The sequence below is a fragment of the Brevibacillus halotolerans genome (assembly GCF_026891775.1).
GTDB lineage: Bacteria > Bacillota > Bacilli > Brevibacillales > Brevibacillaceae > Brevibacillus_B > Brevibacillus_B halotolerans.
This window is the reverse complement of the sequence record NZ_JAPTNK010000023.1, coordinates 1-24,108: the sequence shown is the minus strand read 5'-3', so window position 1 is coordinate 24,108 and position 24,108 is coordinate 1. Positions and strand designations below refer to the sequence as shown.

Below are 24,108 nucleotides of genomic sequence, written 5' to 3'. Positions count from 1 at the left end.
GGGGATTTTTCTATAGACAGTAGAAGAATTACTTAACTTCTACAGTTGCACCTGCTTCTTCAAGCTTAGCTTTCATGCCTTCAGCTTCGTCTTTAGAAACGCCTTCTTTAAGAGCTTTAGGAGCGTTATCTACCAAGTCTTTAGCTTCTTTCAAGCCAAGACCAGTGATTTCGCGAACAACTTTGATTACGTTGATTTTGGAAGCTCCGCCGCTAACTAGGTTAACAGTGAACTCAGTTTGCTCAGCAGCTGCTTCAGCGCCACCAGCCATAACAGCTACAGGAGCTGCAGCAGTTACACCAAACTCTTCTTCGATTGCTTTTACTAGATCGTTCAATTCAAGAACGGACATACCTTTGATAGCTTCTAAAATTTGTTCATGATTCATTTTATTGTCCTCCAATCTTTCTTATAACGAATTAGGCACCTTGGCCTTCTTTTTGTTCGGAAACAGCTTTAACCGCAAGCGCGAAGTTGCGAACTGGTGCTTGTAGTACGCTGAGAAGCATAGACAACAAGCCTTCGCGAGATGGTAGTGCAGCAAGTGCTTTGATTTCAGCAGCGCCTACTACTTTACCTTCGATAACTCCACCTTTGATTTCAAGTGCCTCATTTTTCTTTGCGAAGTCAGCGATGATCTTCGCAGGAGCAATCACGTCATCTTTGGAGAAAGCAATTACGTTTGGTCCCAAAAGGTATTGGTCCAAATCGCTCAAGTTTTCTTGAGCTGTAGCTAAACGAGCCAAAGTATTTTTGTATACTTTAAATTCAACGCCAGCTTCACGCAATTGTTTACGAAGTTCAGTTACCTGAGCAACTGTAAGACCACGATAGTCAGCTACTACAGTTGTTTGGCTTTCGCGTAACTTAGTAGCGATTTCGCTGATAACTTGTGCTTTCTCTTCACGGATAACAGTTGGACGAATTTCTGCCATTTGTTACACCTCCCGTGCAATCAATCCTAATGTAAATTGAAAATGCCCTCGCAGACGTTCGCGAGGGCACATATCAACAGAGCTAATCTATTAACAGTACACACCTCGGAAGGAAATTAAGCAACTTACCATTCGGTTCATTGCACCCTCTGTCTGCGGCATGACAATATTCTCTTTAACAACAGGTTATATATTATCAACTTCTCTAGTAGAAGTCAACTGTAATTATTTTACATCAACGCGTACACCAGGACCCATAGTGGAGCTGATAGATACGCTCTTCATGTAAATACCTTTAGCTGCTGCTGGTTTTGCACGGTTAAGCGCATCTGTCAGAGCTGCAAGGTTTTCAGTTAGTTTTTGAACATCAAAGGATACTTTACCGATAGGAGCGTGGATGATACCACCTTTTTCTACACGGTATTCGATCTTACCAGCTTTGATTTCATTAACTGCTTTTGTAACATCGAATGTTACAGTTCCAGTTTTAGGGTTTGGCATTAGACCTTTAGGACCTAATACGCGACCCAATTTACCTACTTCACCCATCATGTCTGGAGTAGCAACGATAACGTCGAACTCAAACCATCCACCTTGGATTTTAGCAAGCATGTCTGCATCGCCTACATAATCTGCTCCAGCTGCTTCAGCTTCTTTCGCTTTTTCACCTCTAGCAAATACAAGAACACGTTGTACTTTACCAGTACCGTGTGGCAATACAACAGCACCACGAATTTGTTGGTCAGCACGTTTTGGATCTACACCCAAACGGAATGCTGCCTCAACTGTTTCATCAAATTTAGCAGAAGCTACGTTTTTCACTAGCTCGATCGCTTCAGTTACAGGATAAACTTTAGTCTTATCGATCTGCTTTGTAGCTTCTAGATATTTTTTACCATGCTTAGGCATTTGCAAATCTCCCTTCAATGTGGTCGTAGCGGTTTAATCCTCCCACAGGGTGAGTTCCAAAGCTTGTAACTCACCCTTAACAAGCAATCAAAGACAAATTAGTCTTCGATTACGATACCCATAGAACGGGCAGTACCTTCAACCATACGCATAGCTGCTTCAACAGAAGCTGCGTTTAGATCCGGTTGTTTCAAGATCGCGATATCACGAACTTTATCACGTTTCAAAGTAGCAACTTTTGTTTTGTTAGGCACGCCAGAACCAGACTCGATTCCTGCTGCTTTTTTCAACAAAACTGCTGCCGGTGGAGTTTTTGTAATGAATGTGAAAGAACGATCTTCAAATACAGTAATTTCTACTGGAATGATCATTCCTGCTTCACTCTCTGTACGAGCGTTAAATTCTTTACAGAAGCCCATGATATTAACCCCAGCTTGACCGAGTGCCGGACCTACTGGAGGTGCAGGGTTTGCCTTACCTGCTGGAATTTGTAGTTTAATTACGCGGATTACCTTCTTAGCCACGTAATACACCTCCTTCTTCGTGTGTGGTAATGCGGGGTACTCGCCCCTCCCACTCTACCAAAAAACCATATAAGTCAATCAGTAGTGAGATTGAGAACCGCATTCGTCTGCAGATTCTAGAATCATCAAGAACTGTATCATATGACACAATACTTTTCAAGATGAGTTCTTAATCCATTTTTTCAACTTGTGTATAATCTAATTCAACTGGTGTCTCGCGACCGAAAATATCCAATAGCACGCGAATTTTTTGTTTGTCGGCCAGAATTTCAATGATTTCTCCATCACGACCTGTGAAAGGACCATCCTTTACAGTAACCATGTCGCGAAGCTCAAAATCGATCCTAACTTTCGGCGCTTCAAATCCCATTGTTTTGAGAATTGTATCCGCTTCTTCAGGAAGCAACGCTGTTGGTTTGGAACCAGCTCCAGTGGATCCGACAAAACCCGTGACCCCTGGGGTATTCCGCACGACATACCATGAATCGTCCGTCATAACCATTTCAACAAGCACGTATCCAGGAAATACCTTTTTGGTAACTGTGCGTTTTTTACCGTCTTTATTCTCTACTTCTTCCTCAGTAGGAACAAGCACCCGAAAGATTTTGTCTTCCATGCCCATAGACTCAACACGTTTTTCCAGATTCGCTTTAACCTTGTTTTCATACCCAGAGTAAGTATGAACGACATACCACGCTTTTTCCATATCCACGAGGACGTTAGACGTCCGTCCCTCCTAAGACCCGAATATTACCTACTTCTTAATAATAAGACCGATTAGCTCTGAAATTCCAAAGTCCACCACAAACATAAATACCGCTAAGAACGTAATCGCAAGCACAACGACTGTTGTATAGCTAACCAGCTCTTTGCGATTCGGCCAGCGGACTTTTTTCAATTCAGAGACAACATCTTTTAAAAACGAACCTGTTCTGGAAAAGATATTCATATTGCTACCTCCAGACTTTTCGTTCATCATTATTTAGTTTCACGATGAACTGTGTGCTTTTTATCACGGGAGCAATACTTCTTCTTTTCGATGCGCTCAGGGTTCGTACGCTTGTTCTTCGTGCTGATATAGTTACGATCACCGCAATCGGTGCACGCTAATGTAATGTTTACTCGCATCATTGCCACCTCCATCTTTTCTGTTACCTAAAGACTATAACTACAACCCAAATAAACTCGGGAAAAACCGCTACTTTTTTCCGTATGTTCATAGAAGTAACCATAGAATCTACTCTATGGCTACCAAACAAATTTATCACATCAGCTAGCATAATGTCAACGAAATGCCTTGACAATTTTATACACTATCGTTCTAACTAATTTTTCCTTGAATATAATTCGACAAAAAACAGGATTTTTGCGTTTATAGCCGAATACATGCTATAGACAATCTTGTAAAACTCCAAATTACAGTTGCACTTCTCTACCTTCTAGATATCGTTCCAACTTCCGTTTCACTCGTTGCAATGCATTGTCGATAGACTTTACATGGCGATCCAACTCAACTGCGATCTGTTGATAGGAACGTCCATCCAGATAAAGCATCAGTACCTGACGTTCCAAATCGCTAAGAATTTCACTCATTTTGCCTTCAATGTCGTCAAATTCTTCTCGATTAATAAACAGCTCTTCAGGATCAGTTACCTTTGTTCCACAAATCACGTCAAGCAATGTTCGATCCGAATCCTCATCATAGATGGGCTTGTCCAACGATACGTAAGAGTTAAGAGGAATGTGCTTCTGCCTTGTTGCCGTCTTTATCGCTGTAATGATTTGACGGGTAATGCATAACTCGGCAAATGCCTTAAACGAAGTGAGCTTGTCCCCTCTAAAATCCCGTATAGATTTGTATAGGCCAATCATGCCCTCCTGTACAATATCTTCACGGTCCGCCCCGATCAAAAAATAAGAACGAGCTTTGGCCCGTACGAAATTTTTGTACTTATTGATCAGGTATTCTAGGGCCTCAGCATCGTTCTCTCGTACTAACTCTACTACTTCTTCGTCGGACATCAGATCATATTGAGTATGTTTCAACTCCTTGAGATCAACACTCACTATTATCCCTCCGACACCTGGTTACATAAGATAGTGTTATTATACATGAATCGATAAAATAGCGTCAACCAAATGCGTTTTACTCTCTTCTCCATTTTTCGAAGATTTTCGCTATTTCATCATTTAACGGAATCCGTGAAAAATACTGGTCTTCATTTGTTTCTTTTACTGTTTGATTAATTTCCTTTTGGGCATTTTCTACTTCTAATAACAGCTCTCGTGCCGATTTCCGCAGAGCCCCCTGTCCAAAAATGACCCGCTGCGAGGTATAGTCGGATGTAGCTACATATATTTGTCGATTTTTCTCGAAAAATTCATGAACTAGTCGTTCAATTTTTTCGTCAGCCGTCTCTTTTTTCTTCGTAAAATAAACCTCAATCTTAAAATCTTCCTGTTTTTTTCCAATTCCCGGTATTTTATAGGCATCAAAAACTACAATGACTTTGATTCCTGAGTAGCTTTGGTATTCAGCTAATTGAGAAATGAGGATGTCGCGCGCCTCATCCATCTGATCCTGATCCTTTAAGACGCGCAACTGTGGCCAAGCCCCAATAATGTTATAGCCATCTACAATGAGCAGTTGCTTGCTCTTTCTTTTAGCCATTTCATTTTCCTCTAGGTAAGAGTGGGTTTCGTCCTCGATATACCTCATACATTAGAATAGCCGCCGCAACCGAAGCATTCAGCGAAGTAACTTGTCCAGCCATCGGTAAACGGTAAAGGAAGTCGCAATTCTCGCGTACAAGACGACTCATTCCCTTCCCCTCACTACCAATTACCAAAGCAAACGGCATGGTATAATCCCCTTCTCGGAAATCCTGTTTTCCTGCCGCATCTGTACCACCAATCCAGAAGCCTTTTTCCTTTAGTTCCTCCATGGCACGTACAATATTGGTCACACGGGCAACCGGTACATATTCAATCGCTCCAGCAGATGCTTTCGCAACGGTTGCTGTCAAAGAAACAGATCGGCGTTTTGGTATAATGACGCCATGCGCTCCAACCGCATCAGCAGTTCGCAGAATCGAGCCTAAATTATGCGGATCTTCCAGCTCATCTAAAATAATGACAAAAGGTACTTCATTTCTCTCTTCTGCCTTAGCCAAAATATCATCTATCTCCACATAGTCGTACGCCGCTACTGAAGCAATAACTCCTTGATGGTTATCTGAGCTAACTAATTGATCCAGCTTCTTTCGGTTAGCCGTGGTAATCACCACTCCAAGCTCCTTTGCTAACGTGAAGATAGGCCCCATCTGGTTTTTATTAGCACCTTCTGCCATCCATATCTTATTAATAGTACGTCCTGAGCGCAAAGCTTCGATAACGGGGTTTTTACCCAAAATCCACTCTTCATTCATTTCATTTATTCTCCTTCCACGATCGCAAACGCTTGTTGAATAATCTCCTGCAATCGCTTGTCTTCACCATTCAAATATAAATAACCGATCAAGGCTTCAAATGCTGTAGCATGCCGATAATCAACAATGTTAGCATTCTTGGCACTCGATCCCGATTTAGCATTTCTTCCCCGCTTTACTTGCGCCATCTCCTCCTCCGTCAAAGAAGGAAGGAGATGGTGCAGGATAGTCGCCTGCGCTTTTGCAGCCACATAGCGGTTTGCTGTTTTATGCAGCAGATTTGGTTTTGCAATCCCTTGCGTTATCAAATGACAGCGCACGTAATGGGCGTACGTAGCATCCCCTAAATAGGCGAGCACTAGCGGATTAATAAGCTTAGGATCACGGGCTAGTGTATCTCTTTCTATTATCATGTTATTGCTCCTTATTTTCGACGCCAGCGAATACCCTGTGGTGTATCTTCAAGGATAATTCCCATCTCTTGTAGTTGATCGCGGATTTCATCAGAACGAGCAAAGTTTCGAGCCTTTCGAGCTTCTGCGCGTTCTGCTATTAAAAGCTCAATCTCTTCATCTAGTAAAGTAGCCTCTTCCTGCAAAATTAACCCTAATACAGAACTTAGCTCTTCTAGCAACTGACGGTAAGCCTTGATTTCCGTAGCCCCTACGTTATCATGACGCGTATATAGATTAGCTTCCTTGGCGATGTCAAACAATACTGTAATTCCATTAGCAGTATTTAAATCGTCATCCATCTCTTCCTCAAAACGCTTACGCAAGCTCTCAATTAACTGCGCTTGCTCCTGTGCTAAGCCATTTGGCTCTTCTTCGCGCGCCGTATTGAGACGATGCCCCAGATTTACATATGCATTTTTAATCCGATCTAATCCATTAGCTGCTTGCTCCAGCATTTCATCGCTAAAATTAATCGGACTGCGATAATGACCGCTTAGCATGAAAAAGCGAATGAGTTGACCAGTGTATTTTGTAATCAGGTCGCGTGCTAATAAAAAATTGCCCAAGGACTTAGACATCTTTTCGTTGTCGATATTAAGCATTGCGTTATGCATCCAGTATCGAGCGAACGGTTTGCCTGTAAAGCACTCTGACTGTGCAATTTCATTTTCATGGTGAGGGAAAGTAAGATCTGTTCCACCTGCATGAATATCAATGGACTCTCCTAAGAAGCGAAGGGCCATCGCAGAGCACTCAATATGCCAGCCAGGACGCCCCGCTCCCCAAGGGCTCTCCCAAGAAATTTCTTGAGGCTTAGCCGCTTTCCACAAGGCAAAGTCAAGCGGGTTCTCTTTCTTTTCATTTACTTCAATTCGTGCCCCTGCTTGCAAATCATCTAGGGGCTGATGAGATAGTTTGCCATACTCGTTAAAACGATTAGTGCGGAAGTAGACATCGCCCTCACTCTCGTAGGCAAACCCTTTTTCAATTAACCCTTCAATAAAGGAAATAATTTCTGGAATCGTATTCATAACTCGCGGTTGAATATCAGGTGGCAGGACATTTACTCCCTGTAGATCCTGATTATATGCTACCGTATAGCGGTCAGCCAATTCGGCCACTGTTGTCTGCTCTTCATTTGCTTTGCGAATGAGTTTGTCATCTACATCGGTGATATTTTGTACAAATGTAACCTCATAGCCTTTGTATGCCAAATAGCGGCGCAATGTATCAAATACGATGGCAGGACGCGCATTTCCTATATGAATATAATTATAAACGGTTGGGCCGCAAACATACATTTTCACTTTGCCTTCCTCTAACGGGACAAAGGTCTCTTTTTCGCGTGACATCGTGTTATATAAGCGTATGCTCATTATTTGATTTCTCCTTTTTAACTTGATCAAGCTCCACCTTTAATTGAGCAATTTCCTTTTGCATATCCCGAATCATCTCTAATATCGGGTCTGGTAAATTAACATGGTCCAAATCACATTCTACCTTTTGACCATTTTGCACCTTAATACGGCCCGGAATCCCAACTACTGTTGAGTGGGAAGGTACAGGCTGGAGGACGACAGAGCCCGCTCCAATTTTAGAGTAATCTCCAATTTTAAATGAGCCGAGCACCTTTGCTCCGGAGGCAATAATAACATTGTTTCCTACCGTCGGATGACGCTTTCCTTTTTCTTTCCCTGTACCTCCAAGGGTAACCCCTTGATATATGGTTACATCATCGCCAATCTCACAAGTTTCCCCAATTACAACACCCGCTCCATGGTCAATAAACATTCTCCGACCAATCGTTGCTCCTGGATGTATCTCGATTCCTGTAAAAAAGCGCGTGATTTGAGAAACGAAACGAGCTGAGGTTTTCCATCCTCTTTTCCATAAGCTATTCGCCACTCGGTGTCCCCAAATGGCATGAAGCCCTGCATAAGTTAGCACCACTTCCCACGTACTCCGTGCAGCAGGGTCACGCTCAAACACGATCTGTATGTCTTCCTTCATCCTAGCAAACATGGGACTCCCCCTATTCTTTTGCCTGACCACCGGTTTCTTAACGTTTCATCGTAAACGAAGCAGGCTTTACGTTTTGACAAGGCTTCAGCAGGGCAGGATGTTGCTTTTCTCAGATGAATGCAAAAAACACCGCCTCTTACGCCTATATAGACGCAGAGACGGTGCTTTTACCGTGGTTCCACTCTGCTTAGATGAATCAAACTCTACCCCAAAGAAGACTAGAGTCCATCTCGCTCAATACCCTTTATCGGCGGGTCCCCCGACCAATCTACTTGCAATAGACATTGTGTTCAATTGGTTGCTCCCAGGTGCATTTCCAAGAAGAGTCTACAAACGGCTTCCACCTATCCCGTTCTCTCTATTGAATCCTCTTTCTTGTACTTCTCCTGTTCAACGCATGCAAAATCTATGTTGTTTTTTATTATAGACTAGAAATCACTTGCTGTAGACGTGCCAATACTTTTTCGCGGCCAATTAAGTAAATGGATTGGCCAAGATCACGTCCGTGCGCCTGACCTGTAATGGAAACACGTACTGGCATAAATAGTGCTTTCCCCTTATATCCAGTTGCTTTTTGGACTGCCTTTAAAGAAGCATTAATTGTTTCTACACTATATTCATCTGCAGATTCAATGTGCTCCTTAAAGCTCACAAGTACTTCTTTTACTTGAGGTTCTTTTAATACTGCCTTGGCATCCTCTTCATACACTACTTCTTCCAAGAAAAAGAGAGCGGAAAGAGGTACAATCTGTGCGCAATAAGACATCTGCTCTTGATATAGCGCTACGATTTGTTTTGCCCATTCTCTACGTTCAGTAGTCAATTCTTCTTCTAAGAAGCCCGCTTCTTGAAGATGAGGAATACACATGTCCACGATCTCATCCACTGATTTAGCTTTGAGATAATGATTATTCATCCAGTTCATTTTGGTGCTGTCAAATACAGCCGGGGATTTGCTAACTCGATCGAAGCTAAATCGCTCGCTCAACTCTTTTAATGAGAAGATCTCTTGTTCCCCACCTGGAGACCATCCTAATAACACAAGGAAATTCACAATAGCTTCTGGCAAGTAGCCCATATCGCGATATTGTTCAATGAACTGAATAATGCTTTCATCGCGTTTACTCATCTTTTTACCCTCTTGATTTAAAATAAGGGCTAAGTGAGCAAATTGAGGTGCTTCCCAACCGAATGCTTCATAGATCATTAATTGACGAGGGGTGTTGGATAGATGCTCTTCTCCTCGAACAACATGACTGATTTTCATGAGATGGTCATCGATTACAACCGCAAAGTTATAGGTTGGGATACCATCTGGACGACAGATAACGAAATCTCCGCCCATTTCATTTGAATCAAAGGTTACTTCACCACGAACAAGATCGTTTACTGTATAAGAACGATTTTCTGGCATAATGAAATGAACAGAAGGAACTCGTCCTTCTTTTTCATAGGCAGCTTTTTGTTCTGGTGTTGTATGACGGTGCTTTTCTAAAATACGAGGGGTTTCATTACGTGCAAGCTGCTCTTCGCGTTCTGCATCGAGCTCTTCCTTTGTTGCATAGCAGTAATATGCTTTTCCCTCTTTTAATAATTGTTCAACATATCCTTTATAAATATCCAAGCGGTCCATGCAACGATATGGGCCATATGGGCCACCAATGTCATCGCCCTCATCCCACTCGACACCGAGCCACTTCAAGTTTTCCATTTGTTTCTCTGCGGCATTTTCCACATTGCGCACTTGATCTGTATCCTCGATGCGCACAATAAATTTTCCGCCTAAACGACGTGCATACAAATAATTAAATAGCGCTGTACGAGCACCGCCAATATGCAAATGACCGGTTGGACTCGGAGCATAGCGCAAACGAACTTCCTTTGTCATGATGACACCATCCTTATCCCATCTCTTCCAAACTTATGATACTACTAGACTTACGCATTGACAAGCAAACATACAGCCTGTGCAGCGATACCCTCGCCACGTCCAGTAAAGCCTAATTTTTCAGTTGTAGTTGCTTTAATATTCACCTGAGCAGTATCCGCATCAAGCGCTTTAGCAATTACTTCACGCATCTGCGGAATATATGGTGCCATTTTAGGCGCTTGTGCGATGATCGTAGCATCAACATTTCCTAATTGATATCCTCGCTCTTTTACCAAATTCCATACATGGATGAGTAGCTCTAAACTATCGGCATCCTTAAAAGCTGGATCAGTATCAGGGAAATGCCGTCCAATGTCTCCCTCTCCAATCGCGCCAAGAAGTGCATCAGAAACCGTATGTAATAGTACATCTGCATCTGAGTGTCCTAATAAACCTTTTTCATATGGAATCGTTACACCGCCAATGATGCAGGGCCTGCCTTCAACTAGTTGATGTACATCGAAACCTTGTCCGATCCTCATTTTCTCCTCTTCCTCTCTTCCAAACGCCTCTTCATAATCTCTTCCCCAAACCAGAGATCATCAGGAGTTGTCACCTTGATGTTTTCATAGCTACCATCAACAATTGTAACTGGGTATCCAAGCATTTCTACGAGCATCGCATCATCTGTTCCTGCTTTTCCCTGTTCAAGTGCAAACTGGTGCGCTTCTTTTACGAGTGAAAGTGGAAAAGCTTGTGGGGTCTGAACCGCCCACAAGCTCTCGCGTGCCGGGGTTGCTTGCACGATTCCATCTGGACCTACGATTTTAATCGTATCCTTTACAGGAACCGCTACAACAACTGCCTGATGATCTTTTAATTTGGTTATGATTCCAGAAATTTGCTCAGCCGTGATAAAAGGTCTTGCTGCATCATGGATTAATACATGCGTACAGCTCTTTGATAGAGCTTCAAGTCCATTTCGCACACTATCTTGACGCTCTGCACCACCTATAGCCAAGATCACTGAATATGGCATGCTCTTTCGCCATCGATCCATATCCTCGTAATCTTGTTCATTTATCACCAGAACCACCTCGGAAATTCCCGGATGTTGAATGAAAGCTTCAACCGTATGCTGAAAAATCGGCTTATGCTGTAAATGCAACCATATCTTATTCTTACCAACTTTCATTCGTTTCCCTTTTCCAGCGGCAACAATCACCACGCTTGTTTCCACACGTACCCTCTCCATTATGTTATCAATGCGCTACAATGCCTTCTCCAGCATCTTTGGCTTCGCGAAGATCATGCGACCTGCCGATGTCTGTAGCACGCTGGTTACCAGCACATCAATCTCTAACCCAATATAATCACGGCCGCCTTCTACTACGATCATAGTACCGTCATCAAGATAAGCTACACCTTGACCGTACTCTTTTCCGTCTTTAATTACCTGCACATGTAATTCTTCACCCGGCAGGACCACAGGTTTAACCGCATTGGCCAAATCATTGATATTAAGAACTGGAACACCTTGCAATTCACAGACCTTATTTAAGTTGAAGTCATTGGTAACCACTTTACCATTAAGGACCTTTGCTAGCTTAATTAATTTACTATCCACTTCCGCAATCTCTTCAAAATCTCCTTCATAAATTTGAACATTAACTTTTAATTCTTTTTGAATTTTGTTTAGAATGTCCAAACCTCTGCGACCACGGTTTCTTTTTAGTGCATCAGACGAATCAGCAATATGTTGTAATTCTTCAAGTACGAACCCTGGGATAACAAGCGCTCCCTCGATAAAGCCGGTGCGACAGATATCAGCAATGCGACCGTCGATAATGACGCTAGTATCCAGAACTTTATGCTCAACGTTGGCACCAATGCCTCCGCTTTCCTTTTTGCTTTTCTCCTTGCGACCTATAGAAAATACCGCCATAATTTCGTCTCTTTTACGAAATCCCACCTGAAAGCCTAAGTAACCAAGCAAACCGGAAACAAGAAGTGGTAAGAAATCACCGAGAACTGGGACAGGTATACTATTGATCGGTAGGAATAATAAAAAGGCAACGATAAGTCCGATAATCAAACCTAAGGCTCCAAACATGACATCAGTAATAGGGAGTGTCAATAGCCTTTCTTCACCCCAGCGGATTGCATTCACCAAATAATCCACCAACGTATTTGCCAATAGGTAAAACAAAATCACCCCTAGTACAGCCCCAATGTATGCTGGACGTGGAACTTCTCCAAAATTGAGCAAATCATTCAAAAATGAGAAAAATGCAGGCCCAAACTGATACCCCAGTCCTCCACCAATGATAACAAAGAAAAACTTACAGATTCGTTTTAACATAGGCTCACCTCCTCTTATTAATATAGACAGAAGATCTAACAAAAAAACCTAGTCTCCTGCAAATGATTTGAATGGTTTGTCTCATATCTCTTTCCCCTCACTATAACAAAATATTTTTTATAGTGTCAAATAGCCGGAAATTTTAACACAGCTTAAACATATACGTCAATCAAAAAAACATAAATTTGAAAAAGCCAGCAAAAATTCTAAGGTTTGACAGATGGATTATGGAGTTTCTATAATAAACCATAATCAAGTGAATAGAATTTTCTGACTCCCCCTCATCAGAGAACAGAGGTGAATACTATTGTCTAGTGAAATCAAGGATTTTCAAGAACAAGTTTCCAACCTACTGATTAGACATCGGAGTATTTTAGATGTCATGTCTAAGCTGCAGGAGTCCGGCGCTCGAACAAACCGGGCTTTGACGAAAGCAGTAACTGATTGTGGATGCGTGGAGATTACTGCCTTAAAGCAAGCTTTTGATCCAGCAAGTTCCTTACACGATAACCAACCTCATCTAGACACGCATTTTTCGGGACAGCTTTGTGAGCACTGCCGGGATATCCTAACCGCTGAAATTGGAAAAAACTTGTTTTACTTGGCTGCCCTTTGCAACGTCACTGATATTTCCTTATCCAAAGTACTCGAAGTTGAAACAGATCGACTCAATACGTTAGGAGTTTTTAATCTCTCCTAGCATCCAATTGTTCTGTTCTCTCTATACTACGGATGAACCGGCAAGAAAGTTGCAACCCCCCGTTTGCGTTAAACGGGGGGTTGTTGTTTGATCCTATCAAGTTATAGATAATGCTTTTTCTCTTCTTGCGATTCTCTTTTTCTTACCTTGCGAATAAAATATTCAACGTTTTTTTTTATCCCATACAAAGCATATAGTGCGAGCGGCACAAATACCAGTTTGGAAATTTGATTCGGGAACATAATCGCAATAACAATCACACCAACGATGATGATGGGAGCAATCCAATATGCCGACTTCGGAATCCCTACTTTTTTGAAGTTCGGGTATTTAACGCGAGATACCATAAGGTAAGCAAGCATCAGCATTCCAAGTGCCAAGATGGTTGTTGGAAATACTTCATGAAATAATGCCAGTGTAGCTAGTACACCACCAGCAGCCGTAATAGGCAAGCCGATAAAGTAACCAGGAACACCCGCTTGTACATTAAAGCGTGCTAAACGACAAGCTCCACAAATGGGGAAAAGAGCCGTGATGATAATACCTACTACACTGATTTCCTGCAATGCAACTACATACATGATAAAGGCCGGTGCGACCCCAAAAGATATAACGTCCGATAATGAGTCCAATTCTTTTCCAAATTCACTTTGTGCATTTAACATACGTGCTACACGCCCATCCAAACCGTCCAACAGCATACCGACGATTACTGTAATGGCTGCGAAATCAACATAATCGTTAAATGCCAAAATCATTGCTACTATACCTAAAAATAGGTTGCCTAGAGTGAGCATGTTCGGCAATGCTTTCACAATCATAGTCTACCTCCGTTAATTATCATCCCACGATATTCTATCCCTACGGCTAATCGTAATTGGTAAGAGTAGAAAAAGGGGGTAATTTATACCTGTTGACTTTAAAAAGAAAACCGTAGCATAATTCCTTCATACTAATAGAACTAAATGTGCCTGTCAATGAACACTTGTTCCTGGATTCTTTTCAATCCGTCCTTAATGGCACGCGCTCTAATCTCACCAATTCCTTCTACGTCGTCCAATTCCTCGATAGTAGCCATCATAATGAAGTGTAGATTACCAAAGTGGCAAATGAGATTGCAAATCACAGTGGAAGGAAGTCTAGATATCTTGCTAAGCAATCGATATCCACGTGTCATTACTATCTCGTCCGACAGCTTATTCATATTTATATACCCCAATAGTCGAAGAAAGACACTTGGATCCATTAATTCCTCTGGACTTAGCTTACTCATTTCATTTAAGACTTGCTTAGTATCCACCTTATCATCTTTTGCATAGTCTAAAATGAGTAGCTCTGCCTCTTGCTCCACATTGAACACAAGCTCTTCTAGCTGTAGATTAATTAATCGACCCTCCGTACCTAATTCCAGGATATATTTTTTCATCTCTAACTTTATACGGATGACCATCTCAATCCGTTGCATAACCGATACAATTTCATGAACAGTGACTAATTGTTCAAATTCTAACGCACTTAGATTCGTAAGCCCCTGCTCTAATACCATCTTATATCTTTCCAAAGTTTGCAGTGCTTGATTCGTTTTCGCCAAAATAACGCTAATATCTTTAATAACATAGCGCTGAGTTCCTTGGTATAACGTAATGACATTGCGCCTTTGCGAAATGGCAATAACCAAATGGTTCGTTAATCGCGCTGTACGATCGGCTGTACGATGCCTTGTTCCCGTTTCATTCGAAACAACAGCCCCACTGGGCAATAGCTGTGTGTTGGCATATAAAATCCGCTTAGCGTCCTCGCTGACAATAATAGCTCCATCCATTTTGGCCAATTCATATAAATGGGCTGGAGTAAACTCACAGTCAATAAAAAAACCACCGTCAATGATGTTTTTCATCTGTGGACTACATCCCACAACAATTAAAGCCCCTGTTTTGGCATGTAGAACGTTTTCCAGACCCTCACGAAAAGGCGTACCTGGAGCGACAAAACGCAAAGCATCCAACATCAAATATAGCTACCCCCTTAATGCATATTGCAAAGCTTCCTCCACATTTTTCACACCAATTACCTCAATCCCAGCAGGCTTATCTAGTCCTCGTATGCTTCTCTCTGGAATAATGACCCGCTTAAAGCCCAGTTTTTCCGCTTCGCGTATACGTTGCTCAATTCGTGAAACACCGCGGACTTCGCCTGTTAAACCTATTTCTCCAATCACTACATCATATGGGTTCGTTGAATGATCTCGAAAACTACTAGCAATGCTTACCGCAATCGCTAAATCAATAGCGGGCTCATCTAACCGAACCCCACCTGCTACGTTTACATAGGCATCTTGATTTTGTAGCATTAAGCCTACTCGTTTCTCCAAGACTGCCATAATCATAGCGATTCGCTGATGGTCTACCCCTGTTGCCATTCGACGAGGAGTAGCAAAGCTGGTTGGGGAAACTAATGCCTGTAGTTCAACAAGCACGGGGCGAGTTCCTTCCATACTTGCTACTACCGTTGATCCAGCAACTCCAATTGGTCGTTCCGCTAAGAATAGCTCAGATGGGTTTTCTACTTCAGCTAGCCCTTTTTCTTTCATTTCAAAAATACCCATTTCATTTGTAGAACCAAATCGATTTTTAACCGCTCGTAAAATACGGAAGGTATTATGTCGATCTCCTTCAAAGTAAAGAACAGCATCAACCATATGCTCAAGCATACGCGGTCCAGCGATTGCTCCTTCTTTTGTAACATGTCCGACAATAAAGATAGCGATACCTTTACTTTTTGCTATTCGCATCAGATGGCTGGTACACTCTCGGACTTGAGCTACACTCCCTGCTGCGGATGTGACAGCAGGATGAAAAATGGTTTGGATTGAGTCAATAATGACCACATCAGGGTCGACAAACGTGATCTGCTCCTCCACCTGCTCCAAATCAGTCTCCGTCACTACTAGCAGATTTGATGTTTGTACACCAAGCCGATCAGCTCGCATTTTAATTTGTTTAACAGACTCCTCACCGGAGATATACAACACTTTATTATTCTGATGGGCAAGAGCAAAGGAAGTTTGGAGAAGTAAGGTAGACTTTCCGATCCCCGGATCTCCCCCAACAAGCACCAACGATCCCAAAACTAAACCGCCACCTAAGACACGGTTTAATTCACCTAAGGTGGTATCTAACCGTGGTTCCTCCTCACTTATGACCTCTGTGATGGGCTGTGCCTTTTGTTTAGTGGACATACCACGCTCTCTACCACCGGCTTGTTTACGCTCTAATTCCTCAACCATTGTATTCCAATTATTACAGCCTGGGCATTTGCCCAGCCATTTAGGACTTTCGTACCCGCATTCCTGACACACAAACTTTGTTTTTACTTTTGACATATAACATACTCCCGTATCTATAAATTCATTCTACTTGTTGTTCGTGCAACTACTGTTAAATCCTGCTAATGGACAGCATTTTTATATCACCTTACATGTATGCTAGATGTATAAAAAATATCCCCGAATCATCTTCGGGGATACGTACTGCTTTCTCCTGAAATTATACCATGTTTTGCTTCAGGATTCGTTTATTTTGTTACTTTTACTTGTTCCAAGCGTTTTACCGTTAATTTGCCGTCTTCCGCATCAATTTGAACGGTATCTCCTTTTGTGATCGTTCCCTTGAGCAATTCCTCAGATAAGCGGTCTTCAATATTTCGTTGAATTGCCCGACGTAGAGGTCGTGCACCATAGGCGGGATCAAAGCCCTCTTTAGCGAGAATTTTCTTAGCCTCTTCGCTTAGTTTGAAATCAATCTCCTGTTCGACTAGGCGTTTGCGCAAGTCCTCGGTCATCAAGGTAACGATTTTTTCAATATGCTCCTGTTCTAGAGAGTGGAACACAATAATTTCGTCGATACGGTTCAGGAACTCTGGACGGAAGCTACGTTTCAATTCATCCATGACTTTATCTTTCATATCTTGATATTTCTTTTCAGAATCATTTGTAGTAAAGCCAAGGGAGCTATTTTTCTTAATCATGCTTGCACCCACATTGGATGTCATGATGACTACCGTATTGCGGAAATCAACTGTCCGTCCTTTAGAATCTGTTAATCTTCCATCATCAAGCACTTGTAATAAAATATTAAAGACATCTGGATGTGCCTTTTCAATTTCGTCTAGCAAAATAACTGAGTATGGTTTACGGCGAACCTTTTCTGTCAATTGACCGCCTTCATCATAACCCACATATCCTGGAGGCGCACCAACTAGACGGGCCGTGGTGTGCTTCTCCATGTACTCGGACATGTCTACACGGATCATGGCATCTTCATCACCGAATAATGTTTCAGCCACAGCACGAGCTAATTCTGTTTTACCTACCCCTGTAGGGCCTAAGAAGATAAACGAACCAATTGGACGCTTTGGATCTTTTAAACCAGCACGAGCGCGACGTACTGCACGGGCAACTGATTTAACAGCCTCGTCCTGTCCGATAACTCGGTCGTGTAGAATATCTTCCATTTTTAATAGACGTTCTGTTTCTTCTTCCTTCAATTTTAAAACAGGAATACCAGTCCAGTTAGCTACCACATGAGCGATATCCTCCTGAGTAACCTCCATGTTTAGTTTTCCTTGTCTCTCTTTCCAATCCTTCTTCGTGGAATCGAGCTCCTCGCGTAGTTTTTGTTCCTTATCTCTTAACGCTGCAGCTTCTTCAAATTCCTGAGATTGTACGGCTGCGTCCTTTTCTTTGCGAACCTCTTCTAATCGTGCTTCTAGCTCTTTTAGGTTAGGTGGTACGGTAAAGGATTGCAGGCGAACCTTGGAAGCTGCCTCGTCAATTAAATCAATAGCTTTATCTGGCAAAAAGCGATCCGTTATATAACGATCTGACATTTTTACCGCCTGATTAATAGCTTCATCTGTAATTTTTACACGATGATGAGCTTCATAACGATCACGTAAACCGCTTAAGATTTTTATCGCATCTTCAGGAGTCGGTTCATCTACTTGAATGGGTTGGAAGCGGCGTTCGAGAGCGGCATCCTTCTCAATGTATTTACGATACTCATCCAGCGTGGTAGCACCGACACATTGTAGCTCGCCGCGAGCAAGTGCTGGTTTAAGAATATTGGATGCATCAATCGCTCCCTCAGCCCCACCTGCTCCAATTAATGTATGCAACTCGTCAATGAACAGAATTATATTTCCTGCTTGTCGAATTTCATCCATAATTTTTTTCAGACGATCCTCGAATTCTCCACGATATTTGGTGCCAGCTACCACTGTACCCATATCTAAAGTCATGACACGTTTATCACGCAATGTTTCTGGAATCTCATTATTAACAATTTTTTGGGCTAGACCCTCAGCTATCGCTGTCTTACCAACACCCGGTTCACCAATTAATACGGGGTTATTCTTTGTCCGTCTGCTCAATACCTGAATCACACGTTCAATTTCCTTCTGACGCCCGATCACCGGATCAAGTGAACCTTCTTTAGCAATAGCCGTCAAGTCCCGTGCTAATCCATCTAAAGTAGGAGTATTTGCCGATGCGTTGCTTCCAGAAGGCTGATGAGATGACATCATTTCTGAGCTGCCCAATAATTGCAATACCTGTTGACGTGCTTTATTTAGGCTAATGCCTAAGTTGTTCATAATTCGCGCAGCAATTCCCTCTCCCTCGCGAATTAGACCCAACAAAATATGTTCGGTTCCCACGTACGTATGACCAAGTTTGCGAGCTTCGTCCATGGACAGCTCAATTACTTTCTTAGCTCGTGGGGTGTAGTTTGGTGTATAATTCGTCGTGTTTGCCGGTTGTTCAGGAGCACGACCGATTAAAGATTCTACTTCATTTTGAATTTTATCAAGTCCGAGACCGAGTGCTTGAAGTGCTTTTGCCGCAATTCCTTCTCCCTCTCGGATCAGACCTAAAAGAACATGTTCGGTTCCAATATCTTTGTGACCTAAACGAACTGCCTCTTCCAATGCTAAAGCTAATACTTTTTGTGCACGCTCTGTAAATCGTCCAAACATCATAGTATAAGCACCTCCATTACTCTTCTCTTATGAATTACATTTTAGTCGTTCTCGAATGACATAAGCTCTACGCTCATCTCGTTGTTCTGCTGTTAATTTCTGTCCCGCATCATATTGTAAAAAACCGGGTTGTGTGCTAACTAACAGTTCATTTACAACAAATGGGCTGCATGCTTGTAAATAACCCAAATCTATTCCCAAGCGTACATCAGATAAGCGCTGAGCCGCTTCTTTTGATTCGACCGTTCTGGCATGAGTCAAAATCCCATAAGAACGAAAAATCTTATCCTCAATAGATATGCGACTATGCTCTTGCAAATACTGTCGCGCTTCTCGCTCTTGTTCAATAATTTGACTTGCGACGCTGTATAGATTTGAAATAATATCTGCTTCCGACATACCGAGTGTCACTTGATTGGAAAGCTGAAAGAGGTTGCCAACAGCTTCGCTTCCTTCCCCATACAAACCGCGAACAACCAAGCCTACTTGAGTAATTGCTTGCAAAATTCGATTAATCTGCTGGGTCATCACAAGTGCCGGTAAATGTAACATGACAGAAGCACGTATACCAGTACCTACGTTTGTAGGACAACTAGTTAAATAGCCTCGTTTTTCATCAAAAGCATAATTGACTTGTTTTTCGAAGATATCATCCATCTTGCTTCCTTTTTCCCAGGCTTCCCGTAATTGAAAACCTGGCAAGAAAACCTGAATACGTAGATGATCTTCTTCATTGACCAATACACTAATGGATTCGTCCTCACTTAAAATGACGGCACCTTTTCTGGATTCCTCTGCCAAATTGGGGCTGATAAGATGTTTTTCTACCAGCACTCTCTTTTCGAGAGGCTTCATGTCCTCCATAGACAACAGTTCGAAGGCGCCTTTCTTCTTCATAGAAGACGAATCGATTACTTCTTTTACTTTACGTACGACCTCTTCTGCTTGTGAGTCAGTAGCTAAGAGTGGAAAAGGATGCTGACGTAGGTTCCTAGCGATTCGCAACCGCGTACTAATAACAATATCAGAATCAGGACCCTCGCCTTTCATCCAATTACTCCATGGGTGCTGGGTAAAACGCTGTAGGGACATACTTGATGTTCACCTCCACCATTTATTCACTTGGATTGTTCAATCTTTTGTTCCAATGCACGAATACGGTCTCTAATTTCCGCTGCCTTTTCAAACTCCTCTGTAGCAATATGCTGTTGAAGAGCAGTTTTTAGTTGCTGTAAATCCTTTTTGATCTTTAATTGGCTACCTGTACGTTCAGGTACTTTCCCCATATGCTGGGTATTTCCATGAATTCTTCTAAAAAGCGGGTCAAGTTTAGCTCCAAAATGGTTATAACAATCACTGCAACCAAAACGACCACTCTTGCTAAATTGTGTATAGGTTAATCCGCAGGTTTCGCAACGCGTAAGCGGAGAAACTGTATTTTGGTTCATCTGTTGACTGCTGACACCTTTGTTCATTGGGTCAAAATTTAATAGACCAGCCAATAAATTATTTAGACCAAAATTACCAAAGCCTGAGAAATATTCGCCTTTTTCCTTGGCACATTGCTCGCAAATGTGAGTCTCAGACTTTTCACCATTTACGATTTTGGTAAGATGTAAGGTTGCGGGACGTTTGCCGCACTCTTCACAATTCATAATAAGAACCTCCTTACAAGTCAATCGGTACAACCAGACTTTTAGGGTTAATTCTATTTTTTGCAAAGGTGTAACTTCTATGTTATGAGAATCGATGTAATCATATGCTTTAAGATACTAGCTCTTAGCTGATCTCGTAAAGATGTATTAACCATCAGCACCTGTCTTGAGGTGGCTACCTTCATTAAGGTGGCTTCTCGTAAACTAATCCATCTTTCTTCCACCAATCGATCAATGATAGAGTAACCGTATGATTGAGTTATACTATCCCCAATCATTTCTTCCGTCAAAAGCTCCTGTAATGTATCCTTACACAAAATTTGTGCCTTTCGAATCCGGATAAAGCCTCCACCGCCACGTTTACTTTCAACAATATATCCTTTTTCAATAGAGAAACGAGTGTTAATGACGTAATTAATTTGGGACGGTACACATTGAAACTTTTCGGCAATATCACTCCGCTGAATTTCAATAGCTCCATTCGGACTCTCCTGAAGTATGCTCTTTAAATGCCGCTCAATGATGTCCGATATATTTCGCAAAGTGTCGCCTCCTTGCCTAAGAATATGAGTGAAACTAAGGGCGTTAAAATTGATTTTTTAGTTAGTTAATTTGACTTTGACTATCTTTGACTTTTATTATAATTACTTTTTTATTTACTTTCAACCCCTATTTCCCTTACTCCTTTATTTTGGTCAAAAAAGGTCTATTTCAACCTGCATCAATCAAAAAAACCACCTTCAAAAAGGTGGTTCACTTTTACCTGTTTATTTAGATTGATAAAATGGTACTTGTTGAAGTAATTCCGCATAGCCTTGAATGACTACATCTGCGTTTTTCAACTCACCAGAATCAGCAAATCCAAAATCACAGCCTATTGTCCATAAATGATTTTTTTTACCTGCCTCAACATCTGACTTACGATCTCCTACCATGACTGCCTGCTTAATATCGTATGTTTTTAGAAGAAGGGCTACTAGATCTACTTTTGACTCGGTTTGGAAACGCCCGGCTGAGTATAGATCAGTAAAAAGATGCGTGATGTTAAAGTGCTCACATATTGCTTCAACATAACCATCCATGGCATTAGATGCTACAAAAAGCGCAATTCCCTTCTCGTGCAGTGCTGTTAGTTGTTCTACCACTCCCGGATACAGGGAAACAACACCTTCATCCAATAATTTCTCTTCATGCTTAGCTAATAACTCCGTAGCCAGTTCTCTTGTCTTTTCATCTGCTTCCGGTAGCAGTACATCCCATATTTCATCTAGAACCATGCCCAGAGTATTAGTAATTGCATGATCATCAGGAAGTTCACCATCCCATAGCTGGCGATCTCGTAAATCTTGAAAGGTGCGTCTAAAACCTGGAATAGCCATAGACTCTGTCTGCAATAAAGTACCATCCATATCAAAAATAACGGCATGCTGTATGCTCACTCTACCACCTCAATATCGTGTTGTTACATGATTGTGACCGATTTTCATAGAACTCACTCATCTACTGCATATCTTGCTTAATAAATGCAGCAATGTCATAAGCGGCAAACGGACGTGCAATCATCTCTGCTTGTTGTCGCATTGCTTTAGACTTTTGTTCATCTAAAAGCACTTGCTCAATTGAGTATATCAAATCTCGACTCTCTGTAGCGTGGACAGCACAGCCATTGTTTAACAAAAAGTGACTATTTCGTTCCTCTTGACCTGGCAATGGATTAAATATAACCATCGGGACACGTTTGCTTAATACCTCAGCAGTTGTTAAACCACCTGATTTTGTTACAATCGCATCGGCTACTTCTAAATACTCATGAAAATTATCTACATATTGTAATGCCACTACATCATGAGAATACGAACGGTTTGTAACACTTCTATATAATTTTTCATTTAGACCTGTTAAGACGAAAATTTTTAAAGGAATATGTAAGGCATCGAGACCTTGCAATACTTTATCCATGGGGCCTAAACCTAATCCACCACCGGACAATATTAACACCTTTTGGTCTGGCTTAATTTCAAATTTAGCACGAAGCTCCTGTTTATGAACCTCTTCTCTAAATTTGCGCATAATCGGAATACCCATTGGTTTAAATTTTTGCCGATTTTCATGATAAAGATCAACTAAGTAAAAAAGCTGTTCACTAGCAATAAAATAGTGGTCAATATGATGATTTACCCAGGATGGATGGATTGTATAATCCGTTATAATTGTATAAATTGGTTCCGTCCATTGATTGCGTCCCTTTAATACAGAGAGCATACAGCTAGCAAATGGATGCGTAGCAATAAAAGCATCCGGTTCTACACTGTTAATTAATCGTTTTAAATTATTTGCTAGTAGCTTATTAACAAAAACGTTCATATCAAAAAGTCTGGTTTTCTCTGTATTATGATAAATTTTACCCCAAACACTTGGAGAGAGCTTTAATATATTCGTATAGCTTTCCAATAAGATTTTATGGAAGGTTGGACTTATATATTCAAGGGTATCAATTACCATAGAAGCATAACCAAGTTCGCTTAACTCTTCCTGAATCGCACGAGCAGCCTGGTTATGACCGTTGCCAATGGAGGCGGAAAAGATGAGTATCTTTTTCATTTCGACTCTCCTTTGCTGTCTATTCCAACATCAGTTCACTTGCCCCCAATTCTTTTTACATACCAGTATGCCTTACATGTTCTGTAAGGCTTCAATGGGTGTCCTATGATTGGGGTACGAAGATGAGGAAGGCCTAATTCATGTAGGAAAAGTATATTTAGCCGGATTTGATTCTTATCCTTAGCATATCATACCATTGGTTATAACCTAAGTCATATCTTCATGTGCATATATGTTCTAATGTTCTCTTATGTAATACGATTTAACACGGCAATAAGATACACTATGATTCTATCTAAATAATCTTTTCATAAAACGAAAAATCTCTCAACAATAATCTGTTGAGAGATTCTATTCATAATCTTCATTCTCTGAAAACTAGATAATGAAAGTCAGCATAAAGGCAATGTGGATAAGTCCTCGACCGATTAGTATTCGTCAGCTCCATGCATTACTGCACTTCCACACCGAACCTATCAACCTTATCGTCTATAAGGGGTCTTACTAGCTTGCGCTATGGGAAGTCTCATCTTGAAGGGGGCTTCACGCTTAGATGCTTTCAGCGCTTATCCCGTCCGCACATAGCTACCCAGCTGTGCCACTGGCGTGAC

At 41.6% G+C, this 24,108-nt stretch carries 27 protein-coding genes, 1 rRNA gene and 2 other annotated features; of the genes, 1 reads left to right on the top strand and 27 read right to left on the bottom strand.

Annotated elements, in window-relative coordinates:
- Nucleotides 1–28: 28 nt before the first annotated feature.
- The 17 genes from rplL to O0550_RS21310 form a co-directional block, all read right to left on the bottom strand.
- Nucleotides 29–388 (bottom strand): 50S ribosomal protein L7/L12, encoded by a 360-nt coding sequence (rplL, locus tag O0550_RS21390; protein WP_003333809.1) that lies wholly within the window; start codon nt 386–388, stop codon nt 29–31.
- Nucleotides 389–419: 31 nt separating this feature from the next.
- Nucleotides 420–935, bottom strand: a complete 516-nt coding sequence (rplJ, locus tag O0550_RS21385) for a 50S ribosomal protein L10 (RefSeq protein ID WP_003345139.1) — start codon at nt 933–935, stop codon at nt 420–422.
- A gap of 28 nt (nt 936–963) precedes the next feature.
- Nucleotides 964–1,112, bottom strand: a sequence feature (ribosomal protein L10 leader region).
- A 48-nt stretch (nt 1,113–1,160) separates the two neighbouring features.
- Nucleotides 1,161–1,844 carry a 50S ribosomal protein L1 gene (gene rplA / locus O0550_RS21380; protein WP_003333811.1) on the bottom strand — a complete coding sequence of 228 codons (684 nt, stop codon included), beginning with the start codon at nt 1,842–1,844 and terminating at the stop codon, nt 1,161–1,163.
- 98 nt (nt 1,845–1,942) lie between these two features.
- Nucleotides 1,943–2,368, bottom strand: coding sequence for a 50S ribosomal protein L11 (gene rplK, locus O0550_RS21375; protein ID WP_003333812.1), 426 nt, complete (start codon nt 2,366–2,368; stop codon nt 1,943–1,945).
- A 169-nt stretch (nt 2,369–2,537) separates the two neighbouring features.
- Nucleotides 2,538–3,074: a transcription termination/antitermination protein NusG gene (gene nusG, locus O0550_RS21370; protein ID WP_003345138.1), complete on the bottom strand. Its 537-nt coding sequence runs from the start codon at nt 3,072–3,074 to the stop codon at nt 2,538–2,540.
- A gap of 48 nt (nt 3,075–3,122) precedes the next feature.
- Nucleotides 3,123–3,317: a preprotein translocase subunit SecE gene (gene secE, locus O0550_RS21365; protein ID WP_003333814.1), complete on the bottom strand. Its 195-nt coding sequence runs from the start codon at nt 3,315–3,317 to the stop codon at nt 3,123–3,125.
- Nucleotides 3,318–3,346: 29 nt separating this feature from the next.
- On the bottom strand, nt 3,347–3,499 hold the full coding sequence (gene rpmG, locus O0550_RS21360; RefSeq protein ID WP_255193757.1) for a 50S ribosomal protein L33: 153 nt from the start codon (nt 3,497–3,499) through the stop codon (nt 3,347–3,349).
- Between the two features lie 285 nt (nt 3,500–3,784).
- Nucleotides 3,785–4,435, bottom strand: coding sequence for an RNA polymerase sporulation sigma factor SigH (sigH, locus tag O0550_RS21355; RefSeq protein ID WP_003333816.1), 651 nt, complete (start codon nt 4,433–4,435; stop codon nt 3,785–3,787).
- A 79-nt stretch (nt 4,436–4,514) separates the two neighbouring features.
- On the bottom strand, nt 4,515–5,039 hold the full coding sequence (locus tag O0550_RS21350) for an NYN domain-containing protein (RefSeq protein ID WP_003333817.1): 525 nt from the start codon (nt 5,037–5,039) through the stop codon (nt 4,515–4,517).
- A 1-nt stretch (nt 5,040) separates the two neighbouring features.
- Nucleotides 5,041–5,796, bottom strand: coding sequence for a 23S rRNA (guanosine(2251)-2'-O)-methyltransferase RlmB (gene rlmB / locus O0550_RS21345; RefSeq protein WP_096888198.1), 756 nt, complete (start codon nt 5,794–5,796; stop codon nt 5,041–5,043).
- 5 nt (nt 5,797–5,801) lie between these two features.
- Nucleotides 5,802–6,209: a Mini-ribonuclease 3 gene (locus tag O0550_RS21340; RefSeq protein WP_003333819.1), complete on the bottom strand. Its 408-nt coding sequence runs from the start codon at nt 6,207–6,209 to the stop codon at nt 5,802–5,804.
- Between the two features lie 11 nt (nt 6,210–6,220).
- Entirely contained in the window at nt 6,221–7,627 is a 1,407-nt protein-coding gene (gene cysS / locus O0550_RS21335; RefSeq protein ID WP_258427204.1) for a cysteine--tRNA ligase, read from the bottom strand.
- Nucleotides 7,608–8,273: a serine O-acetyltransferase gene (cysE, locus tag O0550_RS21330; RefSeq protein ID WP_003333821.1), complete on the bottom strand. Its 666-nt coding sequence runs from the start codon at nt 8,271–8,273 to the stop codon at nt 7,608–7,610. Before cysE ends, cysS begins: the two co-directional genes overlap by 20 nt.
- Before the next feature lie 151 nt (nt 8,274–8,424).
- Nucleotides 8,425–8,676 (bottom strand) — a binding site (T-box leader).
- Between the two features lie 18 nt (nt 8,677–8,694).
- Nucleotides 8,695–10,161: a glutamate--tRNA ligase gene (gene gltX / locus O0550_RS21325; protein WP_003345134.1), complete on the bottom strand. Its 1,467-nt coding sequence runs from the start codon at nt 10,159–10,161 to the stop codon at nt 8,695–8,697.
- A 50-nt stretch (nt 10,162–10,211) separates the two neighbouring features.
- On the bottom strand, nt 10,212–10,685 hold the full coding sequence (ispF, locus tag O0550_RS21320) for a 2-C-methyl-D-erythritol 2,4-cyclodiphosphate synthase (protein WP_003333824.1): 474 nt from the start codon (nt 10,683–10,685) through the stop codon (nt 10,212–10,214).
- Nucleotides 10,682–11,383, bottom strand: a complete 702-nt coding sequence (gene ispD, locus O0550_RS21315) for a 2-C-methyl-D-erythritol 4-phosphate cytidylyltransferase (protein WP_003333825.1) — start codon at nt 11,381–11,383, stop codon at nt 10,682–10,684. The genes ispF and ispD overlap by 4 nt, the downstream gene beginning before the upstream one ends.
- Nucleotides 11,384–11,413: 30 nt before the next feature.
- The gene (locus O0550_RS21310) at nt 11,414–12,505 is read right to left on the bottom strand and encodes a PIN/TRAM domain-containing protein (protein WP_003333826.1); all 1,092 of its coding nucleotides are present in this window, start codon (nt 12,503–12,505) and stop codon (nt 11,414–11,416) included.
- A gap of 307 nt (nt 12,506–12,812) precedes the next feature.
- Here O0550_RS21310 and O0550_RS21305 point away from each other — a divergent pair, with 307 nt between their 5' ends.
- Nucleotides 12,813–13,205 carry a nucleoside triphosphate pyrophosphohydrolase family protein gene (locus tag O0550_RS21305; protein WP_003345132.1) on the top strand — a complete coding sequence of 131 codons (393 nt, stop codon included), beginning with the start codon at nt 12,813–12,815 and terminating at the stop codon, nt 13,203–13,205.
- Between the two features lie 101 nt (nt 13,206–13,306).
- Here the strand turns inward: O0550_RS21305 and pssA are convergent, their stop codons facing one another.
- The 10 genes from pssA to O0550_RS21255 form a co-directional block, all read right to left on the bottom strand.
- Nucleotides 13,307–14,026 carry a CDP-diacylglycerol--serine O-phosphatidyltransferase gene (gene pssA, locus O0550_RS21300; RefSeq protein WP_003345131.1) on the bottom strand — a complete coding sequence of 240 codons (720 nt, stop codon included), beginning with the start codon at nt 14,024–14,026 and terminating at the stop codon, nt 13,307–13,309.
- Between the two features lie 140 nt (nt 14,027–14,166).
- Nucleotides 14,167–15,213: a DNA integrity scanning diadenylate cyclase DisA gene (disA, locus tag O0550_RS21295; protein ID WP_003345129.1), complete on the bottom strand. Its 1,047-nt coding sequence runs from the start codon at nt 15,211–15,213 to the stop codon at nt 14,167–14,169.
- Nucleotides 15,214–15,222: 9 nt separating this feature from the next.
- Nucleotides 15,223–16,587, bottom strand: coding sequence for a DNA repair protein RadA (gene radA / locus O0550_RS21290; RefSeq protein WP_003333830.1), 1,365 nt, complete (start codon nt 16,585–16,587; stop codon nt 15,223–15,225).
- A gap of 191 nt (nt 16,588–16,778) precedes the next feature.
- The gene (locus O0550_RS21285; RefSeq protein WP_003333831.1) at nt 16,779–19,241 is read right to left on the bottom strand and encodes an ATP-dependent Clp protease ATP-binding subunit; all 2,463 of its coding nucleotides are present in this window, start codon (nt 19,239–19,241) and stop codon (nt 16,779–16,781) included.
- A 27-nt stretch (nt 19,242–19,268) separates the two neighbouring features.
- Entirely contained in the window at nt 19,269–20,333 is a 1,065-nt protein-coding gene (mcsB, locus tag O0550_RS21280) for a protein-arginine kinase McsB (protein ID WP_003345125.1), read from the bottom strand.
- Nucleotides 20,334–20,359: 26 nt separating this feature from the next.
- Entirely contained in the window at nt 20,360–20,896 is a 537-nt protein-coding gene (gene mcsA / locus O0550_RS21275; RefSeq protein WP_003333833.1) for a protein-arginine kinase activator protein McsA, read from the bottom strand.
- Between the two features lie 77 nt (nt 20,897–20,973).
- Nucleotides 20,974–21,438, bottom strand: a complete 465-nt coding sequence (locus tag O0550_RS21270; RefSeq protein ID WP_003333834.1) for a CtsR family transcriptional regulator — start codon at nt 21,436–21,438, stop codon at nt 20,974–20,976.
- A gap of 225 nt (nt 21,439–21,663) precedes the next feature.
- Nucleotides 21,664–22,335 carry an HAD family hydrolase gene (locus tag O0550_RS21265; protein ID WP_003345122.1) on the bottom strand — a complete coding sequence of 224 codons (672 nt, stop codon included), beginning with the start codon at nt 22,333–22,335 and terminating at the stop codon, nt 21,664–21,666.
- Between the two features lie 61 nt (nt 22,336–22,396).
- Nucleotides 22,397–23,497 carry an MGDG synthase family glycosyltransferase gene (locus tag O0550_RS21260; RefSeq protein WP_096888202.1) on the bottom strand — a complete coding sequence of 367 codons (1,101 nt, stop codon included), beginning with the start codon at nt 23,495–23,497 and terminating at the stop codon, nt 22,397–22,399.
- 408 nt (nt 23,498–23,905) lie between these two features.
- Nucleotides 23,906–24,108, bottom strand: a 23S ribosomal RNA gene (locus O0550_RS21255); the annotation flags it as partial.